Genomic DNA, 15,745 nt, shown 5'->3' on the forward strand with positions numbered 1-15,745 from the left:
GTGGTGCGGTGATGTAGGGGGCGGGGGAGTGCTTGCCGTAGCACCACGTTCCGGGTTCGTCCCATGTGGTGCTGGTGCCGGCGGGTACGAGTACCACGTAGTGCAGCCTGTTCCGGGTGGCGATGACGCCGTGGTCGACGCCCGCGGCGCGGAGGTGGGCTTCGACGGCGTCCCGGGTGCGGATGCTGCCGGGCAGCCGCTGCTCGACCATGTCGGCGGGGAGGAACAGCGCGTCGAAGTGCTCGCCGACGCGGATTCCGGCGCTGTGGCCGTAGGCCCATGTCTCACGGGCCCGGTAGGGAAGCGTCTCGCGGCACAGCAGCCAGCGGGCGGGAGCAGAGGTCAGGGCGGGGTCGAGGGCGGTCATTTCGGAAGTCCTCGTCGTCGGGTACTGGTTGGTGGACGACGGTAGGTGCGCTGGCCGGGATCGACCCGGACTGTCAGACCGGGTTGTCCAGGAGCCCGGGTGGGGGCCGGTCGACATCGAGGCGCGCGGCGAGTGCTTCGGCCTGTCGCCGGTAGGTGGGACGTGCCCGTCGGCGGAGTTCGATGACCATGCTGCGAGCGAGAGCGCTGCGGGCGAGGTCTTCGGGCGCGAGCCGCTCGATGTCGAGCAGGTGGACCAGGACAGCCGCGTCATCCCGCCTGAAGTCGTAGCAGCGCGCGACGTCGAGCAGGAAAGTGAACTGCCGTTCCAGAGATGGGAGCTGGGAGACGTCCACACGGTTGGCGCAACGTAGTCCCTCAGCCGCTTCGCCCGCGAGCATCTCGATGCCCAGGGCATGGAGGTGGACGTTCGTGGGCCCGAAGACGGTCCACATGGCGTTGCCCTCGCCGAGGCGCTCAGCCCGGGGCCGGGCGCTCCGATCCAGATGTTCGCGGGCTTTCCACCATTCTCTCCGGCAGGCGGTGGCAGTGGCGGCGACGAGTTCGAGGGCGCCCGCCACTCCTTCATGATCCGCCGTGGACGGGGACCGGGCGAGCTGCTCAGCCGCCAGGGTCGCAACATGCTCGGCGCCTTCGGCCCGGCCTTGTGCGAGGAGGACGTGGCACAGATTCCACTGACCAGCAGCGATACGCAGGGGATCGTCGGCATCCTCCGCCGCCCGGAGGGCGCGGTCAGCAACGAGGAGGGAGAGGTCGACGCGGCCGGTGCGACGGAAGTAGGAGCGAAGGAGCCCGTAGAGGTCGGCTGCCACTTTCAGCATCTCCCGGCGCGTCCGCGGATCGGTGTCGGTCCGATGAGCGCGGACGGCATGCTCGACGTCTTCGAGCAGAAGAGGCAGGATTCCGGCCGCGTCGCTGTACCGAGTCGGGGACGTCTGCCACATGCGCCACGCGGCCTCAACACGCTCGCGAAGCTCCGCTTGACCGGCGCTGTTCCGGTGGCCCCGGGTGCTGTAGCCCATGAGGACGCGGGCGACGTCGCAGGCCGTGTCACCCTGTGGCGCTTGCTCGACCGGCGCTTGGTCGTCCAGAAAGGCAGAGGCAGGGACGCCGATCTCCCGGGCGAGCGCGACGAGGACTTCCAGAGACGGGGCTTTGCGTCCACGCTCGATCTGAGAGAGGTAATCCTCGGTGATGCCGCACAGACCGGCGACAGCGGCTTGGGACCGGTTACCGTTGCGGCGTCGCCAGTAGCGGATACGGGCGCCGACGGGCAGGTTGCTGGCCATGTGAGCTCCCATGAACTGGTGAACCCTGTCCTGGAGTTCACGTTATCGTTCGTTGCAGCCCCGATCAGTTCCGGTAGCCCGTTCGTGGGGCAGTCTTTCCCCGACGTCGGACGGCGGGAGGCTCGTGTGGTGCGGCGGATCGTGTTCTGGGACATCGACCACACGCTGATCGACACGCGGGGCGTGGGCCGGGAGCTGTCCGCCGTGGCGTTCGAGCGGGTCACCGGCTGCCGGATGAAGAGGCAGCCGCGGATCGACGGCATGACCGAGTCCGTCATCTTCCGGGAGACCGCCCGGCTCCACGGACTGAACACGGGACGCGGGGACTTCGAGCGGTTCGCGGAAGCACTGGCCCAGGTCCACCACCAGCGGGTGGCCGAACTGCGGGAGCGGGGGCACGCGCTGCCGGGAGCGGCCGCGGTTCTGGAGGCCCTGGCCGCTGTCCGGGACATCGAGCAGACCGTGGTCAGCGGCAACATCCGGCCCGTGGCGGAGATCAAGCTCGCGACTTTCGGCCTCGACCGGCACATCCAGTGGGAGCTGGGGGCCTACGGGGAGGACGCCGACGAGCGCGCCGAGCTGGTACGGATCGCCCTGAAGCGTGCCGGACGCCCGCCGTCGGACGCGGTCCTGGTGGACGACACGCCCGCAGGGGTGGAGGCGGGGCTGACCCACGGCGTGCGCGTAGTGGCGGTGGCGACGGGCCGCAGCACCCCCGCCGAGCTGACAGCGGCAGGCGCCGACGTGGTGTTGCTCAACCTGACCGACACGGAAGCCGTGCTCGGCGCCCTGGGCTGAAGGTGGCGGGGTACTTCGCACCTTGGTGTCCGTCCCAGTGTCCGGCCGGTGGGGGTGGAAGGCTATCCCCGCGTACGCGGGGACCACCAGCGCGCGCTGGTGAGCGCGGGCTTTCTCCGCGGACCACCCCCGCGTACGCGGGGACCACCCTCAAGGAATCGGAATTTCCGTGACCGACAAGGGACCACCCCCGCGTACGCGGGGACCACACTTTCTGACCAGCGCCATTATCCCGGCCCCGCCTCGTTTTTACTCACTTTCCGAGGCTCGGGCAAAGCAGACCTCTGGATGCGAACAGCGCCTAAGCCACTCACCAGCGCCATCCGGCTTCACGCCAGCCCGTCGATCCATGGGGCAACACGGATCGCTGCGAGCACCGCGATCACTGCCGTTCCGCCCCCGCCGCCAGCGGCCCCCGCCGCAGAAGAACCCTGGTCGGGAGGCCCGTCGCCACCAGCGCAAGCAGGACGGTCGCGGCCGCGAGCGGGAGGGCCGTGCCGGGCGGGACGTACGGGTCGGATCCCGTGACGCCGCGGGTGATCGGTACCAGCGTCGTCCAGGCGATGGCGCCGCCCACGAGGAGCCCGGTGGCGGCGACGAGCAGGGCCTCCCAGCGCATCATGTCGCGTACCTGGCGGCGCGTGGTGCCGGACAGGCGCAGCAGGGCGACCTCGCGGCGGCGGTCGAGGACGGTCATGACCAGGGTGTTGGCCGCGGCGACGGCGGCGAAGCCGCCGAGTACGGCTGCCATGACGGTGTTGGCCCAGGCGTTGAGCTCCTGGTTGCGGTCTGCCTGTGCCGCGAAGCCCGCGGCGTCCGTGACGTGGGTGCCGGGCGGTGTGCCCAGTGCCTCCAACCGGCGGGCGACCGCGGCATGGTCGGCACCCGGCGCGTCGCGTACGAGGACCTGGGAGTCGAGGGCGGCGGAGACGTGGCCCGCGACGGCGGCCCGGGGCAGCAGGATCTCGCCGATGCCCAGGCCCCGCCCGTACGTGGCGACCAGTTTCGGCCGGACCGGGGTGCCGTCGCCGAGCCAGAGTCGGACGGTGTCTCCCGGCTCGACCCGCATGCTCCGGGCCAGGGAGGCGTCCAGGGCGACCGTGTCCGGCGTACTGCCGAGCGCGCCGATCGAGCCGCTCTCGACCCCGAGGTCGAGTACGCGCGGCAGCGCGGCCGGGTCACCGGAGACGCCGAGCGCGGTCGCGGACAGCAGGGCGCCCCCGCCGCGGTGGACGGCCCCGGTCCGCAGGACGCCGACGGCGGCCTCCACGCCCGGGACACGGGCGGCCCGTTCCGCGGTGGCGGCGGGCAGGCCGGGGCCGCCGGAGGCGTCGGGGGCGAGGACGTGGTCGGCGACGATGCCGGTGCGGACGTGGTCGTCGGCGACGTGCCGGATGGTGCTCTGGAGGAAGACGAGTACGCCGCAGAAGGCGGTCACCATGGCGATCGGGGTGATCGCGGAGGCCAGCCGGTGGGCGTGGGCCCGGGTGTTGTCGGCGGCCAGCGAGCCGGACGCGCCCGCGGAGCGCAGCGGCAGGCCGAGCACGGTGGTGCACAGCCAGGCCAGCGGCGGGCCGAGCAGGGCGACGGCCACCAGGAAGCACATGACCACGCCGAGGGCGGTGTTGGCCGCATTGTCGCCGCTCTCCCCGTAGGCGACACCGGCGAGGGTGACGCCGCCGGCCACGGCGGCCAGGCCGAGGGCCGTACGGATCAGGCCGGGGCGGCGGCTCACGGCGGCGGCCTCGCCCAGCGCGAGGCTGGGGCGGAGCTTGGCGGGGCGGCGGGCGGCGACGTACCCGGCGATCAGCGCGGACAGCAGGTTGACGCCGATCGCGATCACCATGGGCAGGGGGCCGATGTCCAGGGATACCTGCCCGGGGATGGCCCCGCGGTCGACGAGCTGGTCGAACCACCAGGAGGCCAGGGCCAGTCCGGGCAGGATGCCCAGGGCGCCCGCGACGGGGGCGACGATCATCGCCTCGGTGGCGACGGTGCGGCGGATCTGCCGCGGGGTGGCACCGATGGCCCGGAGCAGGGCGAATTCGCGGGAACGCTGGCCGATGGCCAGGGCGACGGTGCCCATGACGACGAAGACGGCGGTCATCGCGGCGATGCCGCCGAAGGAGCCACCGAGCCCGGTGAGTACCGACTTCGCCTCGGTCAGCCCCGGTTCCTCGGCCCGCCCGCGCGCGTCCCCGGTCAGGACGTCGGCCTTGCCGTCGACGGCCTTCCGCACCTCGTCGGCGAGGGCGGTGCCGGTCGTACCGGGACGGGCCCGTACGGCGATGGCGTCAACCGTGCCCGGATGGCCGGAGAGCGCCTCCGCCGTACGGTCGGCGAACCAGACGGTCGCGCCGCCGCCCTTGCCCTCGCCCTCGCCCTTGCCCTTGTCCGCCGGGGCGAGGCCCGAGACGCGGTACGTGGCGGTGCCGCCGGGCGCGATGAGCGAGACGTTGTCGCCGGTCGCCAGGTGGGCGGCGCGCGCGGAGGCGGCGTCCAGGACGACCTCGCCGGAACGCGGGGCGCGGCCCTCGGTCAGGGCGGCGGTACCGGAGGCGGTGTCGAGGCCGACGGTGGCGTAGGGCCGTCCGGTCCAGGTCTGTGCCTTCTCCGCTGCCTGGACGGGGAAGGAGACGTCGGGCACGGCCGACGCGACCCCCGGCCGGTCGGCGATCTTCGCGGCGAGCGCGGCGTCGACGCGGGGCCGTTCGGGCAATGGCGCGTCGACGTCGGCCCGGCCGTCGCCCTTGCCCACGGTGATACGGACGTGGGTGTCCCCGGCGACCACCACAGGGGTGTGCTGGTAGCGCGCGGGGGTGACGTGGGCGGTGATGCCGGTCTGGAGCAGGACGCCGCAGGCGGTGATGATCGCGGCGCTGAACAGCAGCGCGACGAGGCTGCCCGCGAAGGAGGCGGGGCGGAAGCGCACGGAGGCGCGGGCGAGGCCGTTGGTCATGCCGCGGCCCCTGCGTAACGGCCGCCCTGCGCGGCGGTCAGCGCGACCATCCGGTCGGCGACGGTCTGCGCGTCGGGCCGTATCAGCTCGCCGGCCAGGAGGCCGTCGGCGAGGAAGAGCACCCGGTCGGCGTGCGAGGCGGCCACCGGGTCGTGGGTGACCATGACGACCGTCGCGCCGAGCGCGTCGACCGCCCGCCGCAGCAGGCCGAGGACTTCCTGGGCGGAACGGGTGTCCAGCGCGCCGGTCGGCTCGTCGGCGAACACCACCTCGGGCCGGGTGATCAGCGCCCGGGCGATGGCCACGCGCTGCTGCTGCCCGCCGGAGAGCTGGCCGGGGCGCCGCCTGCCGTACCCGTCGAGACCGACCTCGGCCAGCAGCTCCTCGGCCCGCCGCCGGTCCTGGCGCTCCCCGGCGAGACGCTGCGGGAGCAGGACGTTCTGCAGCACGGTCAGCGAGGGCAGCAGGTTGAACGACTGGAAGACGAACCCGACGCGGCTGCGCCGCAGTTTGGTCAGCCGGTCCTCGTTCAGCCCGGTGATCTCCTGGCCGCCCAGCAGCACCTGCCCGGCACTCGGCCGGTCGAGCCCGGCGGCGCACTGCAGGAACGTGCTCTTGCCGGACCCGGAGGGCCCCATCACCGCGGTGAAGCTGCCGCGCGGCAGGGCGAGGTCCACGCCGCGCAGCGCGTGCACGGCGCCGTCGCCACGGCCGTACGACCGCCGCACGGCGCGCAGTTCGACGGCGGCAGTAGGGACGTGTCCCGCGTACTGCCGGGTGGGTTCGGGGTCGCGGCGCGCCGCCATGGTGTCCCTTTCCTTCGCCTGTCGTGACACTTCACGACGCTAGAAAAGGCCAGGTCGACGAACCATGGTGGCAGCCGGGCAGTGGGGGGTGGGGTTTTCCCCCGGCCGTGGGTGGCGGGGCGGCTGGTCCGCCTGGGCCGACTGGCGTCGCGGGGCCAGGCCCGCGCCCGCCACTGCGTACCCGGATCCCGCATGACACCTGTCCAGGAGGCGACCCGGCAGGTGATCCACATCCCGGGCCGCCGCGAACCGTGCTACGGTCTCGACGTTGCAGTTACGGTACCCATGAACCTGTGTGCGCCTGACGGGAATGTTTCTCCCTCAGGCGCATTATTTGTTTTCCGGCATCTCCGGATGGGGCCTCTGCCTACAAAAGGAGAAGGTCATGGCACAGCAGGGAACCGTGAAGTGGTTCAACGCCGAAAAGGGCTTCGGTTTCATCGAGCAGGACGGCGGCGGCCCCGACGTCTTCGCCCACTACTCGAACATTGCGACCCAGGGTTTCCGTGAGCTCCAGGAGGGCCAGCGGGTCTCCTTCGACGTCACGCAGGGCCAGAAGGGCCCGCAGGCGGAGAACATCCTCCCCGCCTGATTCGCCGGACGTAATGCGCGCGCCGGGGCCGCACCGTCATGGTGCGACCCCGGCGTGTGCCGTTTCCACGAACGGGGTACGGCCGCACTCGCTGCTCCAATCATTGTCGTCGGCGGGGAAAATCCGCGGGTTGCGCCATTCCGCTACCCCAAGGGAACCCTGGCGTACTCCTCCCACTCGTACATGCGCCGGTCCCGGCCCAGCACGATCAGCTCCACGCTGCCCAGCGTGACTGTGGCGGGTTCCGGCTCCACTCGCCGGAGGGCCTGGGCGACCGGTTGAGCGGGGCCGTCGGCAGCGCTGTAGGCGATCGATACGTGCGGGGCGAAGCCCTCGGCCGCTTCGGGGGCCGTGCCCCACACCTCGGCGATGGCCTCGCGGATCTCACGGCGCACGGTGGCGGGCGGACGTGCTGGATACGCCTCCCAACGGATCGCCTCGGGCGTGATCTCCGGGCGGTCCAGGGTCAGCTCGAACGCGGAAACCGCGCGAAGCCTGGCCGAGACGGCCTCGACGATCGCCCGTACGTCCTTCTCCGCGACCTCGTCGACGAAGCCGAGACCCTGCATCGTCAGATGCAGCCAGCGGTCCGGCACGAGGTCGAGACCGGGTACGCCGTGGAGCGCTTGCCGGTACTCGGCTGCCAGGCGGTGCACTTGCGCCGCGCCCCGGAACGTGAAGTGCCAGGTGTAGATGCGCCGTCCTTCCCGCCAACCGGGGCGCCACCACCAATGGTTGAGCATGTGCGCTGGTCGGGTGCTCATGGCCAACCATGAAATCAGCCGCGCCCTGCAGGCGGGAAGCCCATGGCCCATTCACCGTAGGTCGAGAAGCATCACGTCATGGAGGTCAGCGCCCTCCCATGGCCGCGCCTCGCCGATCTTGCGGTATCCCCAAGCCAGGTAAGCGGCCGACGCCGCCGCACTGTCCGGGTGGACATTGAGCAGCACACGTTCGACTTCCGCACCGTCGAGCAGGCTCTCGTGCAGGCGACACGCCACGCCTTGTCGGCGCCATGGTTCACGTACCGCCATCTCCATGAGCCCCAGGGTGCGGCGCCCGTCCTCCCGTCGCATGTCGTCAGGTACGGGCCTGATCAGTTGCCCCCACCAGCCAGTCTCGGGGCCGAGCGGATACCCGTACGCCATGCCGACGGGTTCGCCGTCGCCGGTACGGGCCAGGGCGGCGCGGAAGGCGGGTTTGCGGGTCTGGGACCGGAAACGTCGGAAAGCGGCCGCGACATCGTCCGCAGTCTCGCAGTACGGCGGTTCCGCGAACGCCTCGGCGTAGACCAGCCGAAACGCCTCTTCGGCCCGCACAGCGGCAGGGCCGTCCAGGCGCTCTATGGTGATGGCCCTTGGCTTGCTCATGCGACACTCCCACGGGGGCCCGGAAGAACGGGACAGTACGCCTGGGCTGCCCCGCACATACGTACATGTCCGCCGCCGCGTAGCTGCCCTCGAACAGGCCCACGAAGCGGGCCCATTTCGGCACCTCGGCATCCGGCGTCCGCCCCGTCCGGAAACACGGCCGCGCCCCCTAATCTGGCAGTGACGAGCTGTCCAGAGAGGGGCGAGACCGTGCCACGAGATGCTACCCCCGACCCGTATGCCGAACCGATCCAGTTCGGTACGCGCCTCCAAGTGCTCCGCACCCGGCGAGGGATGAGCCGTGTCGTCCTCGGCGGCCTGATCGGCAGGTCCCCCAGCTGGGTGAAAGCCGTGGAGAGCGGACGGCTCCATATGCCCAAGCCCCACACGCTGTTGCGTATCGCGGAAGCTCTCAGGGTCCGCGACCTCGCCGAACTCACCGGGGACCAGGGCACGCACATCAGCCTCTTCATCGGGCCCGGTCACGAACGGCTGCCCGCTGTACGGGCAGCTGTCGACGCGTTCCCCCTCGCGGCGGACCTTCAGGCACCGCCAACCGCGCATCTGCGAGCCCGGCTTGGGCGTGCCTGGCAGGCACGGCACTCCGCCGCGAATCACCGCGATGTCATCGGCAGCCTGCTCCCGGACCTCATCCGCGATGCCCAGCTCGCCGTGCGCCAGGCGAACACCGCGACGGAACGGAGGGCGGCCCAGGCGGTCCTCTCCGAGGTCTACGCCTTGGCCCAGTTCTTCATCGCCTATCAGCCGGACGCCTCGCTGCTCTGGCGTGTGGCCGAACGCGGCATGGTGGCAGCGCAGGAATCCGAGGACCCGCATGCCATCGGCGCAGCCGCCTGGCTCGCCGCGCAAGCCCATCGAGACAGCGGACCCGCGCACTACGACGCCGCCGACACCGTCACGCTGGAGACCTTGGAGTTCCTCCAGCCGCTGCTCCCCGACGCCGGACCCGAGGTTCTGGCCATCGCCGGTGCCCTGCGGTTCGAGGCGGCCTACACCTCCGCTCGCCGTGGTGACGCCGGAGCCGCGTGGGGCCAGTGGGACATCGCCAGAGACATGTCGAAGGCACTCCCCGAGGGCTACTACCACCCGATCACCTCCTTCTCCCGGGCGATCATGGGTGCCCACGCCGTGACCGTGGCCGTCGAGCTCCGGGCCGGGGGAGAAAGCGTCAGGCAAGCCACCGCGGCCGACGCCACCTCGATCCCCTCCCGTCCACGAAGGGCCCGCCACCGCATCGAGGAGGCCCGCGGCTACCAGCTCGACGGCCAGCCCGATACGGCTCTTTCCGCACTGGAGAAAGCATTCGAAGCGGCCCCGGAAACCATCCGGTACAACGGCTACGCCAAGAGGATCGTCCTCGAGGAGAGCGAGTCACGCTCCTCCGGACGACGGCACCGCGCGTCCGAACTCGCGGTCAGGATCGGGCTGCTCGCCGCGTGAAGAGAATCGCGCGGTGTTCGAAGGCAGCGGCGGTAGGTGCGTCAGCCGGCCACGCCATGCTCTGGACGTTACTGGCCGCGCACGACTGGGCGGAGCCCGGTCCACCGCCTGACAACTTCGGCCAAGGCATCGGCCAGGCGATCTTCCAGACCGCCGTGACCGGTCTCGCCGGGATGGCCCCCATGCCGTTGTTGCTGTGGGCGGGCATGCGTCTCATGCGGGAGCGAGGCAACGTTCTGCTCATGTTGTTCGGTGCCGTGATCTGGGGCTATATCGGAGGCCGAGCAGCCCGGCTCAAGATGAGCCCGGTCGAGACCGAGGGATGGCTGATCTTCTTCGCCGTCGCCTGCGGACTGCTCGGGCTGACTCGCTTACCTGAACGACCTGAACGACCTGAACGCTGACGCGCAGTATCCGTCCTGGCCGAGTACACAAGTCCGGCTACGGGGCCCGGCTCGCGACAACGCCCGAGCAAGTGGTCGCGGTGATGAACCCGGCGGTCAAGATTGCGGCATCCCGCTCGTCACTCGCTTCAGGTGCGCGAGGGCCTCGGCCAGTGGAAGATCGGGACGGTCCTTGTCGGAGTCCCAGTGCCTCATCACGGAAGCCGTCGCCTCGGCCAGATCGCCGGGAAGTCCCGCGGAACGCAGGGCGTCGGCGACTTCGAGCATCTCGGGACCCCAGCGCCAGGCCCGCGCCGCGACAGTGGGCAGGTAGGCGGTGTCGGACAGGAGGTCGTGCGGCATCCTGCCCGCTTCCTCCATGAGGAGATCGCCCACACCGTGGGTGTCGGCCAGGGCATGGGCGAGCGCCGCCAGGGTCCGGGCCGGGCGCTGGAAGGCGGCGAAGGCCATCTTCAGCGCCGAAGCCGCGCCCGGGGTGTCACCGGCCACATGGACCTCGACGTCGGCGCCGTTGAACACGTCCTCGACGATGGTGACGCTCTCGGGGTCACCGGCGAGGTAGAGACGTGTGGCACGCGGCCCCGGCGGCGGGGGGCCAGTGATGGAACCGTCGACGACGCGGGCGGTCATGCTCGTGGCCAGGCGCAGCACGCGTTCCGGGCTGATGGCGTTGGCCTCGATGTACACCCCGGAGAAGGCCAGCTCGTCGACCTCATGTGCGATCTCTTCCGCGACGCCCGGGGGACAGATCGCGACCGCGATGTCGCTCGCGCTCAGTGCCGCGCGCAGCGACGGAGCAGGGGTCAAGCCTGCTCGGTCGGCGCGCTGCCGGGTGTGCTGGCTTCGTCCGTCAGGAATCCACAGCACACGGTGACCGACGGCGACAAGCTGGGCGCCGATGGCGGCACCCATCGAGCCGGGGTGGAGGAGGGTCAGGGTGGTCAAGAGGCTTCTCCTGGCGGCAGGACGCGGAGCAGGCGCTGCTGGGCGATGACGGCTTCGTTCAGCCCCACCGCGATCGGTGAGGTCGCGGCGGGGTGGCAGTTGAGGGCACGGGAGAATTGCTCCAGACGCTGCCGTACGCTTTCGACCTTGCGGCGCGCGGTTGATTCGAGTACGCGGTGCACTTGGTCCGCGGCACCGTCGACGTGGCCCAGGTGCAGCCGGGCAAGGGCCAGGTCGAGGCGGGCAAGGCACTCCTCGCCGGTGCGCCTCTCGTGTTCCGGGAGCCGACCGAACCAGGTCACGGCCTCGTCGGCCCGCCGTTCCGCGTCGGCGAGATACCGGTCGCCGCCGAGCCACAGGTACGTGCTGCTCGCGCAGTACAGCTGCTTCCCTGGTGGGAAGGCCATCATGCCGCCGGTCAGGTCGTCTTCGCGGGTCACGTTCTGCCGCATGGAATCGGCTTCGTCGAGGGCCGTCAAAGCGTCCGTGGCCCGGTTGAGCTGTCCCAGGGCGCGAGCCTTGATGCTCGCCAGCCTGATGTGGGCGGTCCCGCCCTCGGGGGTGTAGCACAGCCCCGAGTCGCTGAGCTCCACGGCTTCGCGGGGGCGCCCGGCCCAGTAGGCGATGAGAGCTTGGAGCCCTCGCACCCACGCGCGCAATCCGTTGTGGCCGGCGAGCTCACCGCAGAGGAAGGCGGTACGCGCCTGGGTCTCCGCAGCGGTGTACTGACTCAGGTCGAAGCTCGCGTTGGCGAGGACACCGCAGAGCAGCCCTGCCGCCAGATACAAGGATCTGGTGTATTCCGGGGGTTGGCGCCCTTCGAGGAGACGGAAGGCGCGGTCACGCAGATAGCGGATCTCGTTGAACTGTACCGACACCGGCCGATTCGGGTAGTTGTGCACGATGCGCCGGATGTCGGCGAACATCTGCTCCATGGTGTGCGGCCCGACGTTGGTGGCCTCCGTGGCCACCGCGAAGCGGGCGGATTCGTCAGCTGCCGCCATGATGTCGTCCCCAACGCCACACTCGAACGAAGGTACTGTCTCAGCGTTCCCCTTCCCCGATTCGGTGCCGCTATCCCTGCTCGGTACGACGGCGAACAATTCCCGCAACGACCAGCCCGGGAACATGGCTTCCAGAACGGCGCGCACCCTCTTGTCCCGCGGCACGCTCTTGAGGCATCCCCCTGTCCACCGCCGGAACGTCCGTTCGTCGACACAGGTCACGGGCCTGGCCGGTGTGCTGCCGCGGTCCGCCAGCTGTTGGGCCGTTTGCCCGTACGCATCCCTGAAAGCCGGATAGCTCGACAAGCCTTTCCGGTCCAAGAGGAGGGCTAAACGGGGTAGTTGCGAGTTCTCCATGGTGACCCCTGGTGAGCGTCGATGCCCTCACGCTAGGGAACGGCTCTGTCTCTGCGTGGGTCAATCGGCCGAATCACGGTGCAGAAACGACGCTGCGTCCGGAGCACGTCCACGTGTGCCGTACCTGTCCGCGCTCTGTCACTGGCCACGACGGCGCGATCTCCATGAAGCTACGAGTCCTTCAGCGCCCCACGCACATCGGCATGCGTCCCCTCGTTCCCTTGGAGATCGCCGCGTGGGCGTGCTCGTCATCCGTCCCCGACCGAGGCAACCAGATGACCACCTTCGACCCCGCCCTGACGTCCGCCCCACGCCCGCTGGCTGCTGTGCCGCGAGACGCTTCCCTACCGGGCCCGTGAGACATGGGCCTACGGCCACAGCGCCGGAATCCGCGTCGGCGAGCACTTCGACGCGCTGTTCCTGCCCGCCGACATGGTCGAGCAGCGCCTGCCCGGCAGCATCCGCACCAGAGACGCCGTCGAGGCCCACCTCCGCGCCGCGGGCATCGACCACGGCGTCATCACCACCCGGAACAGGCTGCACTACGTGGTGCTCGTACCACCCGGCACCAGCACCACATGGACCCAGCCCGGAACATGGTGCTACGGCAAGCACTCCCCCGCCCCCTACATCACCGCACCACCACCCCACCGCGCCCACCCTCCGGGCGCCTACTGGCTCCTGCCACCCCCCGCGAACAGAACAGAGCTCTGCCACGCGACGCACGTACGTGATGTGATCACCGCAGCGACGTCGCACGCGGGAGAAAGCCGCACAGGCTCCTGACGTCGGGCTCCTGGCGCCGGCCCCTCAGTGCAGCCGCCCGGCTCACCGTCCACGGTGGACCATGCCGCTCCAGACCCCTGCCCCTGCCGGAAGACCCGTGAGTCCCCCGGCCGAGCCGTCTTCCGCGGGCCTGGGTGGTGAGGGGAGCCCCACTGCCTCGGCCCGTCGGGCACCCTCCACGCACTGTCACACGCCGGAATTGGCCCCGATCCAGCTTCGCACGTTGCCCACGTTCGCGTAGACGGAGTAGGAGCTGGAGTAACTGCAGCCGCTGGGTCCCCAGGAGACCAGACCGACCAGAACCGCCGAAGAGCCGCTTCCCGCGACGAGGGGGCCACCCCTGTCGCCATCGCACGGGCCCACGTTCTGTCCGAGCGTCCCTGCGCAGATCATCCTGGCGGTGATGGTGTTGACACTGCCCCAGGCGCTCTGACACGTGGAGCGCGCGACCGCCGGGAGGGTCGTCTGCAGGAGGTCGGTCGAGAGCGAGCCGCTGCCGCTGACCCTGCCCCATCCGGATACGGTCTCGCCGGTTCCCGGAGCGGGTTCGGTGCCTTGAGCCGGCAGGGCGATCGGCTGGGCGGTGGTACCGAGCGTGAGAGGGAGGAGGGGTCTGACCACGGCGATGTCGTAGTCGTGGGTGCGCGAGTTGTAGTTGGGGTGGATGACGACCCGGCCCACCGTGGCGACCGATCCTCCTGAGGTGTCGTCGTGCGAGCCGTAGCGGAAGACGGGGTCGATCCCCGACTCACCGTCGACGCAAGAGGCCGATGTGACGATCGCGGTCGGGCCGATGACCGACCCCGCGCAGGCCAGGCTGCCGTCGAGGTGGAGGAAGGCGACGTCCCACAGGTCCTCCCCAGACCCGGCGGGCGTGCCGCCCTCGATGGCCGCGGCAGGGGTGCATTGCGCACCGGCCAGGAGCCCGGCCGCGAGCAGGAGGGACGCGGCTCTGAGCATCGTCCGCCATCTGCTGCCACACTTACGCCCGGCTCCACGCGGCCACGGTGGGCGATTCGGGGAATTCTCGGGACGCGCGTGGGCAGGGGGCATCTGACATCCTCCGTGGCGGAAAGGAGCGGCAAGGCGCCGGTCTCCCCAGACATGCCCTGTCGGCACACGGCTCCACCCAGCGCGCAGGGGTACTCCGGGGCGTGTCGTAAAGGTTCTGCTCCGTTTCGGCAGAGCTGCCCTGAGACCCAGGACGGTCTCCGGAGCACGCAGCTCGTCGTGCTCCCCCGATAACGGCAAAAACCCCTCGGCCTATCAGCCGAGGGGCTCAGGACCGCCTGCAATCAGGCAGTCGATTCCAGTGGGCACAGACGGATTCGAACCGCCGACATCTGCTTTGTAAGAGCAGCGCTCTACCGCTGAGCTATGCGCCCTGGACGAACAGAGAGCCAGCCTACATGGCGGGGGGCGGGTGCCCGCAAACCCGGTGGAGCCGGGGTTCCCGGTCGGCTGGGCCCGGGTTACGGGGGTTATCCCCACCCCCGATCCGGGAGCGGGCCGGATACGCCGAGCGTGATCGTTTCCGTAGGGTCGGAGAACGTAAGCCCCGCCCCGACCTTCTCCACGGAGTCCTCATGAACCCCCGTCCCGCCGCCCGCATGACCCTCCTCGTCGGTGGAGTGCTGCTCGCCGGGGCCGCCCTCACCGGGTGCGGGAGCGCGAATGCCGACGACGCCGACCCGGAGAACAAGGCGTTCGCGCTGTCCGGGCAGGAGCTGACCGTGGACTCGGACAATTCGGAGCTGGAGCTGGTGCCCGGGGACGGCAAGGACGTCAAGGTGACGCGGTGGTTCGACGGCTGGACCCTGGGCGGGTCGTCGAAGGCCTCGTGGGAGATGGACGGGCACACCCTCGAACTACGGCAGCACTGCGACGGGATCATCAAGCAGTGCGAGTCCAAGCACCGGATAGAGGTGCCGCGCGGCGTCAAAGTCACCGTGAAGGACGGCAACGGCGGCATCCTCGCCCGCGGCTTCGACCAGGATCTCAGGCTGCGGTCCAGCAACGGCGCGGTCCGGGTGCAGGACTCCAGCGGCGCCCTCGACCTCGCCAGCTCCAACGGCAGCGTCACCGCCACCGGCAACAGCTCCTCGCGGGTGAAGGCCCACTCCGACAACGGCAATGTCGCGGTCGCCCTCACCAAGGCCCCGGACAGCGTCGAGGTCACCAACAACAACGGCAACATCAAGATCGTGCTGCCCCGCACCCCGTACGCCGTCGACGCGCACAGCGACAACGGCAAGACCACGGTCGACGTCCCGACCGACAGCACCAGCAAGCGCGCGGTCACCGGAAACAGCAACAACGGTGACGTGAGGGTCGTCACCGCCGACTGACCGACCTGTGGGATCGCCCTCGCCGGGTGGGACAATGGCCGTCCCGGCCGGAGGCCAGGCCAGGGGCCCGGCCAGGGGCGATCCACGGGAGAGGCAGAGGGCAAGTGACGGCGACCTTCGCGCGGTCCGGACGACCGGTATCGACACGTCGGCGATCCAGTGCCCCATCCCTCCCGTCCTTCCCGTCCTTCCCATCCGTCCCGGCGCGCCGCCGTCCCCGTACCGCCGCCGTCCAGGAC

The 15,745-nt window shown here is 70.5% G+C and carries 15 protein-coding genes and 1 tRNA gene; 6 read left to right on the forward strand and 10 right to left on the reverse strand.

Translation table 11 applies throughout. The annotated features are described in order from the left end of the window. Together K6I34_RS15580 and K6I34_RS15585 are read right to left on the reverse strand one after the other, a co-directional pair. The coding region (locus K6I34_RS15580; RefSeq protein ID WP_229326467.1) for a hypothetical protein at nucleotides 1-367 on the reverse strand (367 nt) is incomplete at its 3' end. Nucleotides 368-440: 73 nt separating this feature from the next. Further along, on the reverse strand, nucleotides 441-1,676 hold the full coding sequence (locus tag K6I34_RS15585) for a helix-turn-helix domain-containing protein (RefSeq protein ID WP_229326469.1): 1,236 nt from the start codon (nucleotides 1,674-1,676) through the stop codon (nucleotides 441-443). A 129-nt stretch (nucleotides 1,677-1,805) separates the two neighbouring features. On the opposite strand from K6I34_RS15585, the gene K6I34_RS15590 reads away from it, so the two are divergent. Beyond that, the gene (locus K6I34_RS15590; protein WP_229326495.1) at nucleotides 1,806-2,474 is read left to right on the forward strand and encodes an HAD family hydrolase; all 669 of its coding nucleotides are present in this window, start codon (nucleotides 1,806-1,808) and stop codon (nucleotides 2,472-2,474) included. Nucleotides 2,475-2,856: 382 nt separating this feature from the next. Here K6I34_RS15590 and K6I34_RS15595 read toward each other — a convergent pair whose 3' ends face one another. Both K6I34_RS15595 and K6I34_RS15600 read right to left on the reverse strand, forming a co-directional pair. Further along, on the reverse strand, nucleotides 2,857-5,433 hold the full coding sequence (locus tag K6I34_RS15595) for an FtsX-like permease family protein (RefSeq protein WP_229326471.1): 2,577 nt from the start codon (nucleotides 5,431-5,433) through the stop codon (nucleotides 2,857-2,859). Continuing rightward, nucleotides 5,430-6,239 (reverse strand): ABC transporter ATP-binding protein, encoded by an 810-nt coding sequence (locus K6I34_RS15600; RefSeq protein ID WP_229326473.1) that lies wholly within the window; start codon nucleotides 6,237-6,239, stop codon nucleotides 5,430-5,432. Before K6I34_RS15600 ends, K6I34_RS15595 begins: the two co-directional genes overlap by 4 nt. Nucleotides 6,240-6,624: 385 nt before the next feature. On the opposite strand from K6I34_RS15600, the gene K6I34_RS15605 reads away from it, so the two are divergent. Further along, entirely contained in the window at nucleotides 6,625-6,831 is a 207-nt protein-coding gene (locus K6I34_RS15605) for a cold-shock protein (RefSeq protein WP_229326475.1), read from the forward strand. Nucleotides 6,832-6,974: 143 nt separating this feature from the next. Here K6I34_RS15605 and K6I34_RS15610 read toward each other — a convergent pair whose 3' ends face one another. Then, nucleotides 6,975-7,595, reverse strand: coding sequence for a 2'-5' RNA ligase family protein (locus K6I34_RS15610; RefSeq protein WP_229326477.1), 621 nt, complete (start codon nucleotides 7,593-7,595; stop codon nucleotides 6,975-6,977). A gap of 51 nt (nucleotides 7,596-7,646) precedes the next feature. Further along, nucleotides 7,647-8,201 carry a GNAT family N-acetyltransferase gene (locus K6I34_RS15615; protein ID WP_229326479.1) on the reverse strand — a complete coding sequence of 185 codons (555 nt, stop codon included), beginning with the start codon at nucleotides 8,199-8,201 and terminating at the stop codon, nucleotides 7,647-7,649. Between the two features lie 210 nt (nucleotides 8,202-8,411). Here K6I34_RS15615 and K6I34_RS15620 point away from each other — a divergent pair, with 210 nt between their 5' ends. Both K6I34_RS15620 and K6I34_RS15625 read left to right on the forward strand, forming a co-directional pair. Beyond that, on the forward strand, nucleotides 8,412-9,662 hold the full coding sequence (locus tag K6I34_RS15620) for a helix-turn-helix domain-containing protein (protein WP_229326481.1): 1,251 nt from the start codon (nucleotides 8,412-8,414) through the stop codon (nucleotides 9,660-9,662). Then, entirely contained in the window at nucleotides 9,659-10,066 is a 408-nt protein-coding gene (locus tag K6I34_RS15625; RefSeq protein ID WP_229326483.1) for a hypothetical protein, read from the forward strand. The genes K6I34_RS15620 and K6I34_RS15625 overlap by 4 nt, the downstream gene beginning before the upstream one ends. 96 nt (nucleotides 10,067-10,162) lie before the next feature. On the opposite strand, the gene K6I34_RS15630 is transcribed toward K6I34_RS15625, so the two are convergent. Further along, nucleotides 10,163-11,011: an NAD(P)-dependent oxidoreductase gene (locus K6I34_RS15630; RefSeq protein WP_229326485.1), complete on the reverse strand. Its 849-nt coding sequence runs from the start codon at nucleotides 11,009-11,011 to the stop codon at nucleotides 10,163-10,165. After that, the gene (locus K6I34_RS15635; protein WP_229326487.1) at nucleotides 11,008-12,015 is read right to left on the reverse strand and encodes a hypothetical protein; all 1,008 of its coding nucleotides are present in this window, start codon (nucleotides 12,013-12,015) and stop codon (nucleotides 11,008-11,010) included. The genes K6I34_RS15630 and K6I34_RS15635 overlap by 4 nt, the downstream gene beginning before the upstream one ends. A gap of 789 nt (nucleotides 12,016-12,804) precedes the next feature. Here K6I34_RS15635 and K6I34_RS15640 point away from each other — a divergent pair. Next, a complete protein-coding gene (locus K6I34_RS15640) occupies nucleotides 12,805-13,158 on the forward strand; it encodes a hypothetical protein (protein WP_229326489.1) in 354 nt (117 codons plus the stop codon). Between the two features lie 186 nt (nucleotides 13,159-13,344). Here the strand turns inward: K6I34_RS15640 and K6I34_RS15645 are convergent, their stop codons facing one another. Both K6I34_RS15645 and K6I34_RS15650 read right to left on the reverse strand, forming a co-directional pair. Then, complete coding sequence (locus K6I34_RS15645) at nucleotides 13,345-14,118, reverse strand: serine protease (protein ID WP_229326491.1); 774 nt, start codon at nucleotides 14,116-14,118, stop codon at nucleotides 13,345-13,347. A 353-nt stretch (nucleotides 14,119-14,471) separates the two neighbouring features. After that, nucleotides 14,472-14,543: transfer RNA gene (locus tag K6I34_RS15650), tRNA-Val, on the reverse strand. Between the two features lie 201 nt (nucleotides 14,544-14,744). Here K6I34_RS15650 and K6I34_RS15655 point away from each other — a divergent pair. Next, nucleotides 14,745-15,506 carry a DUF4097 family beta strand repeat-containing protein gene (locus tag K6I34_RS15655; RefSeq protein WP_229326493.1) on the forward strand — a complete coding sequence of 254 codons (762 nt, stop codon included), beginning with the start codon at nucleotides 14,745-14,747 and terminating at the stop codon, nucleotides 15,504-15,506. Nucleotides 15,507-15,745 lie beyond the last annotated feature (239 nt).

The sequence above is a fragment of the Streptomyces sp. UNOC14_S4 genome, assembly GCF_020740835.1.
Taxonomy (GTDB): domain Bacteria; phylum Actinomycetota; class Actinomycetes; order Streptomycetales; family Streptomycetaceae; genus Streptomyces.

Excerpts from the sequence above, each read along its gene's own strand:
- K6I34_RS15655 (WP_229326493.1), top strand. The coding sequence starts at position 14,745 with ATGAACCCCCGTCCCGCCGCCCGCATGACCCTCCTCGTCGGTGGAGTG.
- K6I34_RS15645 (WP_229326491.1), bottom strand. The coding sequence starts at position 14,118 with ATGCTCAGAGCCGCGTCCCTCCTGCTCGCGGCCGGGCTCCTGGCCGGT.
- K6I34_RS15605 (WP_229326475.1), top strand. The coding sequence starts at position 6,625 with ATGGCACAGCAGGGAACCGTGAAGTGGTTCAACGCCGAAAAGGGCTTC.
- K6I34_RS15585 (WP_229326469.1), bottom strand. The coding sequence starts at position 1,676 with ATGGCCAGCAACCTGCCCGTCGGCGCCCGTATCCGCTACTGGCGACGC.
- K6I34_RS15595 (WP_229326471.1), bottom strand. The coding sequence starts at position 5,433 with ATGACCAACGGCCTCGCCCGCGCCTCCGTGCGCTTCCGCCCCGCCTCC.
- K6I34_RS15610 (WP_229326477.1), bottom strand. The coding sequence starts at position 7,595 with ATGAGCACCCGACCAGCGCACATGCTCAACCATTGGTGGTGGCGCCCC.
- K6I34_RS15640 (WP_229326489.1), top strand. The coding sequence starts at position 12,805 with ATGGTCGAGCAGCGCCTGCCCGGCAGCATCCGCACCAGAGACGCCGTC.
- K6I34_RS15600 (WP_229326473.1), bottom strand. The coding sequence starts at position 6,239 with ATGGCGGCGCGCCGCGACCCCGAACCCACCCGGCAGTACGCGGGACAC.
- K6I34_RS15615 (WP_229326479.1), bottom strand. The coding sequence starts at position 8,201 with ATGAGCAAGCCAAGGGCCATCACCATAGAGCGCCTGGACGGCCCTGCC.
- K6I34_RS15635 (WP_229326487.1), bottom strand. The coding sequence starts at position 12,015 with ATGGCGGCAGCTGACGAATCCGCCCGCTTCGCGGTGGCCACGGAGGCC.